Source organism: Streptomyces sp. NBC_01717 (assembly GCF_036248255.1).
Lineage (GTDB): Bacteria > Actinomycetota > Actinomycetes > Streptomycetales > Streptomycetaceae > Streptomyces.
In genome coordinates, this window is sequence record NZ_CP109179.1 from 322,634 (window position 1) to 334,429 (window position 11,796).

The following is an 11,796-nucleotide window of genomic DNA, read 5'->3' on the forward strand; positions in this document are numbered from 1 at the left end:
CTCAATCTCCTTCTGGGCTTGGGCCGGACTGCGAGGCCCGGGCTATGCCGGCCTCGAACTGCTCGATCATGGCGCGCGCCGCCTCGGGATCCATGGGATCGCTCCCTAGATGTCCGGTGTTCGGGACGAAGGACCCGGCCGGCATCTGAGCTCCCGGCACCCGGCGCACCAGCCGAGCGGGCTTGCCCGCGCCGCCTCCAGGGCGCTCGGCCAACGGCAGCACCACGGCCGAAGCAGGTTCACCAGTCGGAGTCGGAGGCAGCGCCATGGTTCGGCGCGACTTTCTCACCGGCAGCCGCTCGGGTGTGAGCCCCGGGGCAGCCGAAAGGGCTCGCACACTCCGTGACCCTGCACTTGTCGCGGTCGGGAGACCCTCGTTCAGCACGGGTTCGATCCCGCTCCCCTGTTCCGCTTTGAACCAGTCGAAGGGTCCGGGGCCGGACCGGGCGAGGGACGCGGCACTCATGGCGTCAAGGTTGATGCTCTCGACGGTGACCGGCTGCTCTTCGGACGGCGAGTCGACGGAGGGTGAGAGCGTCCCGCCGAGATGCTGCATCGTGTCGGCCTCGGTGGTCCGACGCAGAACGGAAGGCCGGATATCGGATGCCGATGCGAGGGCCGGTTGCTGAGCCATGCCCGCCGTCAGTTCCCGGTGCTCGTCAGGGTCGGCAGCGATGTGGAACACCCCCGCGGGCAACAGGACCCGGGCGGTGACGCCTCTGTTCGGGGTGTGCCCCAGGCGGACCTGGAAGTGGTGGCGTCGGCTCAGCCGACCCACCACGAACAGGCCGAGGAAGTCGGTCGACACGAGGTCCAGCCGCTCCTTGCGGACCAGCCGGTCGTTTTCCTCCGCAAGCCGCGAGTCCGCCATGCCCACGCCCTGGTCGACAATCTGGATCAGGCACAGTCCGCCAGGGAGCACCTCGGCGGAGAACTCAACAGGCGTAGTCGGAGGTGAGAAGGAGGTGGCGTTGTCCAACAACTCAGCGATCACAAGAGCGAGGTCCGCGGCAACCTGGGGAGACACCAGAAGCGGAGGGATGTCCCCCAGACGGACACGACGGAACCCCTCGATCTTTCCCAGGGCCGAACGCGTCAGCTCCCCCAACGGAACAGGAGCGCTCGCCAGAACGGGCTCCGTCCACCCCGAGAGCACGACCAGGCTGTTCGCATACCGTCGCAGCCGGGACGAAACGTGGTCCAGCCGATACAGACGCTCGAGGACCTCAGGATCGGTCTCCGAACGCTCCATCCTGTCGATCATCGACAGCTGCAGCGCGGCGAGGTTCTGGGTCCGGCGTCCCACGTTGCCCAGCATGGCCGCCGCGTTGTCGCGACTGCGTACTTGACGTTCGATCAGAGCGACCGCCGCGTCCTGGACCCGGTTGAACGCCACCGCCAGTTGCCCGAGTTCGTCCCTCGTCAGAGCTGGCACCCGCCTGATCCGGACCGATGTCTGTCCGGAGGACGACCCCGCCGTCTCCTCCACCACCCGCGTCAACTCGACCTCGGCGGCCTGCGCGACCTGCTCAGCAGCACCATGGAGAAGACCCAGCGGTCTCGCAATGGACCGGGCCATCCACACCGTGAGCCAGACCATCGTGACCGTGAAGACCAAGACGGCCAAGGTGAAGGCAAGCGCCCACCAGCCGGCATCTGACGCGTTGTCGGAGGCAACCGCAGCAGAGTCACGAGCGATCTTGTTCTGGACCAGCAGGCGAAGCTGGTCCAGAGAGTCGCAAGCCGCGAAGATGCGTGAGGCCGTCACTCCGTCGGGCAGGTCGCTCCGCTGGCCGGTGCCGCGCGGGTTGGCGTATGCCCAAAGACCCAGCGCATCGGCGTAGGTCTTGATCTTCGCGGCCTCGCCGCCAGACTCGACCTTCTGGAAAAGGTCCACCTCCGAGGGGCTCGCACCCCGAAGGAACCGGCCTCTCTCGGTGTTCGCTACAGCCGTGCGACTCTCGACGTCAGCCATCAACTGCCGTGCCTGCCCGCGGTCCGACACCACGGTCAGCAGCAGCGCACCAACACTGCTGCTGCTCTCATTCACACGCAACAGCTCTTCCACCGTGGCCTGGTCCCGGCCGAAGGCCTCCTGGCCGTTTCCCTGTGCTCCACCGCTGGAAGGCAGCGCGTCGAGCAGCGCGGAGATCACTGAACCGTAGTGGGTGTCCACATCAATCGGTGTCAGGTCTCGCTTCATTACCAGATATCTGGTGCGGTCCAGATCGGAGGCCTCCCGGAACGCGGCTGTGAGCGCGGCAGGCGCGCCCGGTCCGAGCCAGTTTTCCCGGAAGTCGCTGACGTCAGCGTCCGTTTGTGAAGCCTGCCGCACGACCGGGTTGCCGTCGCCGTCCGGCGTTGCGAGATATGCACTGGAGTACAGGCGCTCCCGCTGGAGGTCCGCGATGACGTCGCCCACTTGCCGGGCCAGTCCCAGCTCCGTGGCCGACTGCGTCGACTCCCGAGCCGCCTGAACGCGCTCGGTGACCAAGGGTGCGGTGAGCAGCACTGCGGCCGTGAGCGGAAGGGCTGCGAGCGCGATGATCCGTTGGCGTACTTGAAGATCAGCGAGACGCACCGGCCGCCCTCTTTCGCGTGGAACGGCCATGCTTCGGTCGAGAGGGCAGGACATCGTCCGGCTGAAGCCTCGAGAGCGCATCGTCTTCGGGTTGCTTCTCCTGGTCCGCATCGGCGAAGCCGCCCGCCCAATTCGGGGTTCCTGCCCGCGGTCCCTTCCCCCGGGCGCGTGATGCCCTTGCTCGCCAAGCCAGCGCGACTGCCGCGAGAGCTAGACCCGTTATGAGGACCATCAACACGACGAATCGGTTCTGCTCGATGTCCCGCTCTCGTGTGGCGAGCAAGTGATCCAGCTCGTCCAGTGCAGCGATGTTGAGCTCCAGTGCTGTCCGAGCTAGCTCGGACCGACGGCTCTCCAGGAGTTCCGACCGCGGGGGGAGGGGCTGATCGACGAGCGGGGAGCTCGGTGCCAGCGGTTCGAGCGCCGTATGAAATGCGTCGATCTTGCCAAGGAGATCCTTACCAATGGATCGGCTGGCGCTGCTGCCGAAGCTCTTTGGTAGCCCAGCCTCGACAGCGGATGCCGCCGCGCTCACGCGGTCCCGGGCCACAAGCACGCGGGCCAGTGGGAGGTCTTTGCTCGTGCCCTGATCACGCAGCACCTCCAGATCGGCCATCCGGCCGCTGTCGGCGATGACCGATGGAAGCCGCAGCATCCCTGCGTCCATCAGGTAGTAGCTGTCGATCTCAGGGTCGAGAATGAGCTTTGAGGTGTCCCCCACCCGCAGTGTCAAGAAGAGGGCGACGTCCATGGCCTCCGAGTAGGCCCGGTAAGCGTTCTGGCCGGAAAGGGATGCGGCGGCCAACTCGGCTAGCCTGGTCCGCAGATCCCGCCAGCTGTCCTGGACCCGCAAGCTTCCGCCCACGGTCCTGTCCGCTTCCGCCACCGCCGCGACGGCCTTTGTGAGAGCGCGCGGATCCGGACGGCGTCCTGCCACCGCCGCGGACTGACCGTCCGCAATGGCGGCGATCAGCGTGGCCATCGGCCGTAGATACACCACACCGCGACGCTCGGACTGCGCGAACTCGAGGTCACTGCTGGACACTTGGCCGAAACGCACGGTGGTGTAGGTGAGCGGCGTCAAAAGACCGAGGACCACACACAGCACGGCGAACAGCCGGAGGCCGCGCGACGGGACTCGCTTCGCCTGGAACATTCCTGGCATGGTCAGAAAAACCAACTTCCCACGGTGACGAGATCTGAGCTGTCTTCCCATAGCTGGAAACGTGCTCAGGTCTTACCGAGTTCAGAACATTCCCGCGCCAATCCGGGTCGGACCAGGTGGGCCCCACCTGCGCGTTCTGCGCCGACGCAGACGGCCCCGCACCCGGCCGGAGGTGGGCGCACCATCCGCGAGCACCAGCGCAGGCGCGAGACCAGGACGGTGTTCCCCGTCCCAACGGGCCAGCAGCGCGCCAACGGCAACCGGCGGCGTGAGGATCAAGAGGTCCCGGTCCCCTTCGGCACCTCCCAGGGTGACGTAGTCAAGGACAGTGCGGGCAGGTACTTCGCGAGCTTCGTCCGGACGACCGACGGACCCGAAGTGCTGCCGCAGACCACCGACCAAGTGGGTTTCGGCCTCGGCCTGACGCACTTCACCGTGCTTTGCGACGGCGGAAAACCAACTCCCCTAAACACACTCCAACTCAGCCCGGATGCCTCGCGCTCGACCGCGCTGCGGATGCTGATGCGGCTGCCCGTGTCGGCGTACACGTCTATGTGCAGAGCCGCGTACGGATGAACGTGCAGAGCAAGGAGCCCTGTGAAGCGCGAGCGTCGTGGTTCGAGATGATGGGGCGGTGTCTCTTCGCTATTTCAATCAGACCGGCTGGACCGCGATCTTCAGTGGCACCGACACGGAGATCGGCCGCATGGTGCGTGTGGAGGGCTGGGACCAGACGACCGGGACGGCTCTGGTCGTCGATCCCAAGCGTGGCGCCCTGCGTGCGGTGACTGACTATGAGGACTTCTCCCACTTGGAGCGAGCCGATCAGGTCGTGGCCGCGGTGCCTGGTGGAGGGTGGCGGGTGCACTGGAAGGACGAGGGCCGGGGTGGAACGCCGCTGACGGAACAGGTGCTGGCCTGGTTGATCTCCTCGCAGGGGCGGGCGACGGCCATCACGGTCGATGCCCAGGGGCATGTCGAGGATGCTGATGGCGCCGACGCCTTCATCCCGCCAGGTGAGAGCCCGGATTCCTGATCGCAGCTGGTCAGGCCACGTCGTTCTCTCGCTCGATGGCCTTGAGGCGGTTCTTCAGCCGGTAGCTGGGGCCGTTGATGGAGATCACTTCGCAGTGGTGGAGGAGTCGGTCGAGGATGGCGGTGGCGAGGACCTCGTCGCCGAAGACCTGGCCCCATTCGCTGAAGGTCTTGTTCGAGGTCAGGATGATCGAGCCCTTTTCGTAGCGCTTTGAGATGACCTGGAAGACCAGGTTCGCCTCGGCTCGTTCGAGGGGTTGGTAGCCGACCTCGTCGACGACGAGGACGCCGGGCCGCAGGTAGGTGCCGAGCTTGTTCGTCAGCCGGCCTGCGGCCTCGGCGGCCTTGAGGTTGCGGACCATGTCGTCGAGGCTGGTGAAGTAGATCGAGTAGCCGGCCCGGCAGGCAGCGACCGCCAGGGCGACGGCGATGTGCGTCTTGCCGACCCCGGGCGGCCCGAGCAGAGCGGCGTTCGCCGTGCCCTCGACGAACGAGAGGGTGGCGAGGTCCTTGACCTTGCGCGGGTCGAGGTCGGGCTGGAAGGAGAAGTCGTACTCGTCGAGCGTTTTGTGGTGCGGCAGCTTCGAGAGTCTCAGGCCCTGGCGGAAGCGGCGGTCGTCGCGGACGGCCAGTTCCTCGGAGAGGACCAGGTCGAGGAAGTCGAGGTAGCCCATCTTCCCCTCGTCGGCCCGACGGGTGTATTCCCTGATGGTTTCCGCGAGGTGGGGCAGGCCGAGTTTGCCGGCCGTGTTGCGGATACGGGTGCTGACCAGCTCGCTCAAGACGTTTCCCTCGCGCTCGGGTGGGTGGTGAAGGGGCGGGTTCCGGTCAGCTCGTCATAGACGGACAGCGGACGGCGGCCGACCTCGATATGGGCGGCCACAGCCCGGTTCAGCAGAGCCTGCAAAGACCCTGTCTCCTCGCCCCGAGGACGTTCACGACGGGGCTGTGGCAGGACATCGCCGGTGGTGGTCCGGCGTCCCTTGCCCGTGGGCAGACCATCCCAGTGGGCCTCTTCGACGACGCGGACCCCGCGGCCGATCGCCCGAGGATGGGTGGCCAGCAGCGTCTCGCCGCTGGAGCCGGCGACGGTGGAATGCAGCATGATCTGCGACTTCGTGGCCCGGATCTCCACCAGCTGCCGGGGGCGGACCCTGCGGGCGGGCACCGAGTAGAGGTTGCCGCCGAAGGCGACCAGGCAGTCCTTGCCGACCGGCCGCAAGTGCCGCTCGGCCACCAGATACGGGGTCGGCGGCAAAGGCTTGAGAGCCACGTGATCACGGGCAGCACGCTCTCCGATGATCTGCAGGTGAGTCCTGTGGGCCTGAGCCCGTCGCTGCGGGACCCAGGTAGTGAAGGCGGCGTCCATCTCCTCAACGGAGGAGAAGGACCGGCCGGACAGGACGTGGTCGCGGACGATCAGAACCTGACGCTCGACACGTCCCTTGCCCGTGGGCCGGTAGGCGGCCAGGACGTCGATGTCGAAGTCGTAGTGGCCGGCGAACCCGACCGCTTCCGGGTGCAGCGGGACCGCCTCACCTGGGGCGACGTGGCGTCGGACGACGGTCTTGGTCCGGTCGTAGACGATCGTCATCGGCACCCCGCCGAAGTGGGCGAACGCGCGGCGGTGGCAGTCGAAGAACGTCTGGAGGTCCTGGCCGGTGGTGAAGCAGCAGAACGGGTCGCGTGAGTACGACAACGTCATGTGGAAGGAGTAGACCTTCTCGATGCCCATGTGGGCGAGGATCTTGCCCTCGTCTCCCCAGTCCACCTTGGCCTGGGCGCCGGGGATGACTTCGAAGCGGCGGTGCATGCCCGCCAGTTCATTCGGCGTGATGCCGAGTTCCTCGGCGATCCGGGGCCGGGCTTCCTGGACGTAGAGCTTGGTCCGCTGGTAGTTGCCGGTGAACCCATACTCCTGCGCGAGCCGCTCGTGGATCACAGCGGCCTTCATCAAGATCTCCGCCCGCAACATCGAGTCGACCAGCGGGGCGAACTCGTCGATCGCCCTGACCCGTGACCGGCCATTCGGTGACCGGCGCGGAGGCGAGGCGGGTCCGGCCGCCGACAGGTACTTGCTGACCGTCCGCCAGTTCAGGCCCGTCTCCTTGGCGACCTCGCTCAGGGTCATCGCTCCGGACTCGACCAGGCCACGAAAACGCCGCAGTTCCAGCCAGCGCTGCGGATCCAGGACCACGGCCACCCCATCTCTGCGACCTCGACCAACAGGCAGCAGACTGCCGAATCCTGAACCTCAACACATCAGGAACCCTGCACGTTCATCCGTACGCGGCCCTGCACGTTCACGTGTACGCCGACAGCCCGCGCGCGTGCCGCGGGTGCACGGTGTCGACGACCGTGCCCTGAAGCGGCGTCACCGCTACGGCAGCATCCTGATCGACGCCGCGACCGGCGAGCGGATCGACGTACTGGCGGACCGCAGCGCGGCCACACTCGAGCGGTGGCTGTGTGAACATCCCGGCGTCGAGGTCGTCTGCCGCGACGGCTCAGGGGCCTACGGCGAGACATTCTTCTGGGACCTGCCCGACGCGGTGCAGGTCAGCGACCGCTGGCACATCTGGAAGAGCCTCTGCGACAAGAATCTGGCCGAGGTCCGCTCCCACAGTTCCTGCTGGGCAACCGCCAACCCGCCCCGCCATGGAGGGGTACGTGAGCTGACGGTGTGATCAAGGTCAACGCGTCGTTGGGCCAGCAGGAGTCGACTCTCTTGACGCTTGGGGTTCCTGCACACCTCATCCAGAAGACTCGACGTGCCTGCCGCTACCCCGACTGCGGGCTTCGCCTGCCCTGACCTGACCACTTTCAGCCGTCTGGACGAGTTCGGCCTCGCCGTCACCGGGCAGCGACTCGAGCCCGACCTGTCCTGAGACAGACCGGGAAGCGCGGTTTGCCGGCCTTTCACTGAGCAGCTCGAACGTTCAGAGAAAAGCAACTTCCCTCGCTGTTGCCGTGCCTCTCAGGATTGATGGGATAACTGATCAGCTTCGATCCTTGCGGGGGCAGGGTGAACGTTGCTGGACTACCGTCTCCACGTTCGAGGATCACCCCATCTACCTGCGCAGAGAAGGTCTCCTGGGCGTCTCCGTTGTTCACGAATCGGATCTGGGCGACGCGGGCAGGCAGCATCGCCGAGCTTCCCTCTGGCCTGAACAATTGAGTTTGCGAGCAGTCGACAACAGAGGCACTTACGTGCCCCGCTCCTTTCTCACCGCTCATGAAGGCATATGCGCCGCTCGCAATGGCCAATCCCGCGGCCGCTCCGGCTGCCGCCATCAGCCAGTCAGGACGCCTCCACGTGAGCGGATTCCAGGGTTTAGGTGGTGCACCAACAGGGGCGTAGGCGCGCGATGCGGCCCATCCTTCGATGTAGATGTCCATGCCCCCCACACACAAGTCGCTTGATCTGGTTCTGAAGCCCGAGATGCCGAGCGATCGATCGGAGCGTCACAGCGCACCCCACTCGCACAGAACCCTCACAACATCTGACCGAATTAGACCAGACAAGCGGGTGAGGAAGAAGTGCCTTCCGCAACCCTCGACAAGCTGGAGGCCCTTCCTGAGGTCGGCGGCGGGGTCGTGCTCAGCCTCACCCGCAGCCTTGACCCGCCGCACTCCATTGACACGGCCCATGGATCGGCTGCGTCGAAGTCCACCTCGGCCGGGCGTCGTGGCCTCCGCCTGCGTCGGCACCCGTGCCCCGTTGCGGTAGATCACGTACTGCAGTTGACGCTCGGCGGCCAGCCGATCGGCGAGGGCCTCTGCGGCCTGCAGCGCCGTGGTGTTCCCTGCCGCGAGCAGCGCCACCGCACGGCGCGCGGTCTCGCGTACAGCCCGGTAGAACGCGGCCGCCCAGCGCTGCTTCTCCTGTGAGCGGCGCAGGAGGTCGGCGTACGAGTCGGACGCCAGCAACGGCAAGGCCTCGGCGTGGATCCGCTCTAATCTGCCGGTCAGAGCAGCGTTCAGAATCGCTTCACCACCGGGCTTAAGGACTCTGCTGAGGAATCCGTGATTCGGGCAGGGCTAGGTCGTTGGTCCTCCACGATTGTTGTGGTTGTGGGCGGGAGGGCCGAGAGGGATGTCGCTGGAGCCTCGGGCTGATCAGGGGGTGCCGGAGCTGACGGCCCGGGTGGTGCGGGCGGCGTTCCCGAAGGGGACGCTCGAGGTGCGGATCCGGGAGGCGTTAGGCCCACTGTTTGAGGACGAGGCGTTCGCAGTGCGGGGACGTCCGGCTGTCTCGCCGGGGGCGTTGGTCTTGGTGTCGGTGTTGCAGTATGCGGAGGGGCTGATCGACCGGTAGGCCGCTGACCAGGTGCGGGCCTGGATGGACTGAAAGTTCCTGCTCGGCCTGGAGCTGGACGATCCCGGGTTCGAAGCTTCCGTACTGAGCCTGTTCCGTTCCCGTCTCATCGAGCACGGACTGGAACAGGCGAGGCTAGAGCTGGTGCTGGAACGCCTGCGCGGGCTGGGCTGGTGGCCGGCAGCGGACCGATTACACGCGTGTGCTCGCGGCGGTGCGGACGCTGAACCGGATGGAGTTCGTCGGCGAGACGCTGCGAGCCGCACTGGAGGCGCTGGTCGCGGCCCCGGCATGGCTGTCCGGCCTGGTTGCAACCGAGTGGGCTGAGCGCTACGGGCCGCGCGTGGACGACTACCGCTTCCCAAGGGCGAAGAGGTCCGTGAACAGTGGTCAGAGCCGGTCGGGCGGGACGGAATTCGTCCTGCTGGAGGCGGCCTACGCCTCCACGGCTCCGGACTGGCTGCGCAAGATCGAGGCGGTGCAGGTGCTGCGGAATGCCTGGATCCAGCAGTACCACCGCGACGAGAAGGGGGTGCGCTGGCGGGAGGGAAAGGACCTCCCGCCAGTTCATCACCGATTGTGCTCGCCCTCCGACACCGATGCCCGCTACGGGATCAAGCGCGGACGGGGCTGGACCGGCTACAAGATGCATCTGACCGAGACCTGCGAGCCGGATACACCGCACGTGAACACGCAGGTGGCTACCACCGACGCCGTGGCCGCGGACACGGACACGGAGATGATCGAACCGGTCCACCAGACGCTCACAGGGTGGGAGTTGCTGCCGGACGTGCATGTCGTGGATGCCGGCTACACCACTGCCGCCTTGGTCCTGGCTGCGACCGAGCAGGGTATGGAACTGCCCGGCCCCGCCCCGCACGACAGCAGCCGCCAGTCCCGGGAGGATCAGGGGTTCTCCCGCGCCGACTTCACCATCGGCTGGGATGACGAGAGCGCCGTATGTCCAGGCGGACATCGAAGTTTCGAGTGGTGGGAGCAGAAGAACCACCGCAACGGGACCCCGGTGATCAAGGTGTTTCTTCTCCGCGAGCACTGCAGCTCGTGCCTGAAGCAGACGTCATGCACCAAGCCCCCGACCGGCCGCCGGGGCAGGGGTATCACCTTCCTGCCACGAGAACGGCACGAGGCCCTCGAAGCCGTCCGCGTCACCAAAATCCGCCGCACCCGTTACCGCGACCTGCCCTCAGTCGGCCACGACTTCGCCGCCACCGCGCTCAACATCATCCGCATCAACCGATGGCTGACCGGCCCCCCACTCGGCGGGAGCCGTACCTCTCACCTCAAACCCCTCATCCTCGCGGCCTGACAGCCCAGTTCGCGAAATTCTGAGCAGAGTACTTAAACCCGGTGCACTGCGATTAGTCCCGGTAGCGGTAGGTGCTGAACAGCTCGCCCTGCCCCGGAACTTTTGAGGCGCCAGCGCTTCGCGCGGGCTCGCCGGTGAACCGGCCCATCGGCGCCCTCGTATCCCGGGGAGACAGATGAAGCAGAGGGAATCCGGAGCAGCTCCGGGTCCGTTGCCAGGCTCGCGAGTGTGGACACGTCTCGAAGGGGGTCGCCATGTCATCTCGGTTCAAGCATCTGCCGGATCCGCTTCTGGGAACCGTCAGTGAGGTTGGGGGGCTTGTGATGCACGCCCCGCCGGTGACGGCGTACGAGTGGTCGGGAGCATTGTCCAACGGAGTGTTCAACACCAAGCCGTGGTGGGAGGAGTATTTGGCGGCTGGGCTGCCCGCCCCGCCTGGACCCTGGAAGGCACGGCTGATCCCGGCGGGCATCTGGCTCTACTCGGGAACCCCGTCGATACAGGATGCGACCCGAGTGGCGAGCATTCCCGTGGAATCGGACCGTATGGCAATCGCTGTTGGCGTCGGGGCCCCGAGCCAGGCCATCCTCGACATAATCGCTCCCCTCCTGAGTGTGCTGCCGCCGGACTCACCACGCGCTGTGCGCCTTTTGCTTCCGCTTCTCGACATGCGAGTGGCCCAGGCGTTCGCAGTCCAGCACCGGGTCGACCTGGTCGCAACCCAGGGGCAGCTATCCCTCGAACCAGGACGTGTGATCACGTCAGGTCTGGACGGAACCTGGGGGGAGGGCTTCTGGCAATGGTACCGAGTGCGCCCCGATCGGCCCCAGGAACCATATGGTGCTTTGCATCCCCGGCCTGCGTGGGAGCGCGCCCTGACCGCCGCCGGCCGGCACCCCGCTGTGCCGAGTGCCAGAATCGGGCGTGTGGCGGCCGGGCTGACCTTGGGGCCCCTCGGTGTACCGGATCCCCGCTTTGTCGAGTTCGCCTCCCGAATCAGACCGAGTGCCGATTTCAGAGTGATCGTGCAGGCGAACGGTGTCGATCCTCTTCTCATGTCTGCCTGCACCGCGCTGCTGAGCGAACTGCCGTGGGAGACCGCTCGCCAGACCCAGCTCATCTGGCCTTACGCGGCATCTGCCGAGGCGGCACGCCAGTCGATCCGGGAGCTCGCCGAGAACATCGGCGTAGAGATCACCGCCCCTACGGCCGGACTTCGCTTGTGTGAAGGCGGCGGTGACGTGCACGGGGCACGCTCCGATGGGACGCTCAGCCCCTGGGTGCGCTTCGCACCCGGCGAGCCGGACATGTGGGAAGGAGCGTTGCTACCGGCCCCCTCGTGGAACGCCAGATTGCACAACAGTCTCAGC

At 66.5% G+C, this 11,796-nt stretch carries 9 protein-coding genes and 1 pseudogene; 4 read left to right on the forward strand and 6 right to left on the reverse strand.

The genetic code is table 11. The features are described 5' to 3' along the window. Position 1 precedes the first annotated feature (1 nt). The gene (locus OHB49_RS43350) at positions 2–2,581 is read right to left on the reverse strand and encodes a sensor histidine kinase (RefSeq protein ID WP_329167090.1); all 2,580 of its coding nucleotides are present in this window, start codon (positions 2,579–2,581) and stop codon (positions 2–4) included. Further along, positions 2,568–3,737 (reverse strand): hypothetical protein, encoded by a 1,170-nt coding sequence (locus OHB49_RS43355; protein ID WP_329167091.1) that lies wholly within the window; start codon positions 3,735–3,737, stop codon positions 2,568–2,570. The genes OHB49_RS43350 and OHB49_RS43355 overlap by 14 nt, the downstream gene beginning before the upstream one ends. A gap of 228 nt (positions 3,738–3,965) precedes the next feature. Here OHB49_RS43355 and OHB49_RS43360 point away from each other — a divergent pair, with 228 nt between their 5' ends. Both OHB49_RS43360 and OHB49_RS43365 read left to right on the forward strand, forming a co-directional pair. Continuing rightward, on the forward strand, positions 3,966–4,322 hold the full coding sequence (locus OHB49_RS43360; protein ID WP_329167093.1) for a hypothetical protein: 357 nt from the start codon (positions 3,966–3,968) through the stop codon (positions 4,320–4,322). A 58-nt stretch (positions 4,323–4,380) separates the two neighbouring features. Next, on the forward strand, positions 4,381–4,782 hold the full coding sequence (locus OHB49_RS43365) for a hypothetical protein (RefSeq protein WP_329167094.1): 402 nt from the start codon (positions 4,381–4,383) through the stop codon (positions 4,780–4,782). 10 nt (positions 4,783–4,792) lie between these two features. On the opposite strand, the gene istB is transcribed toward OHB49_RS43365, so the two are convergent. Both istB and istA read right to left on the reverse strand, forming a co-directional pair. After that, positions 4,793–5,563 (reverse strand): IS21-like element helper ATPase IstB, encoded by a 771-nt coding sequence (gene istB, locus OHB49_RS43370; protein WP_329167095.1) that lies wholly within the window; start codon positions 5,561–5,563, stop codon positions 4,793–4,795. Further along, complete coding sequence (istA, locus tag OHB49_RS43375; protein WP_329167096.1) at positions 5,560–6,978, reverse strand: IS21 family transposase; 1,419 nt, start codon at positions 6,976–6,978, stop codon at positions 5,560–5,562. Before istA ends, istB begins: the two co-directional genes overlap by 4 nt. Before the next feature lie 130 nt (positions 6,979–7,108). On the opposite strand from istA, the pseudogene OHB49_RS43380 reads away from it, so the two are divergent. After that, a pseudogene (locus OHB49_RS43380) lies at positions 7,109–7,465 on the forward strand (transposase); the annotation flags it as partial. 235 nt (positions 7,466–7,700) lie between these two features. Here OHB49_RS43380 and OHB49_RS43385 read toward each other — a convergent pair. Together OHB49_RS43385 and OHB49_RS43390 are read right to left on the reverse strand one after the other, a co-directional pair. Then, positions 7,701–8,180 (reverse strand): hypothetical protein, encoded by a 480-nt coding sequence (locus tag OHB49_RS43385; RefSeq protein WP_329167097.1) that lies wholly within the window; start codon positions 8,178–8,180, stop codon positions 7,701–7,703. A gap of 66 nt (positions 8,181–8,246) precedes the next feature. Then, positions 8,247–8,717: a hypothetical protein gene (locus tag OHB49_RS43390; protein WP_329167099.1), complete on the reverse strand. Its 471-nt coding sequence runs from the start codon at positions 8,715–8,717 to the stop codon at positions 8,247–8,249. Between the two features lie 596 nt (positions 8,718–9,313). On the opposite strand from OHB49_RS43390, the gene OHB49_RS43395 reads away from it, so the two are divergent. Then, complete coding sequence (locus OHB49_RS43395) at positions 9,314–10,426, forward strand: transposase (RefSeq protein WP_329167100.1); 1,113 nt, start codon at positions 9,314–9,316, stop codon at positions 10,424–10,426. The last annotated feature ends 1,370 nt before the right edge of the window (positions 10,427–11,796 follow it).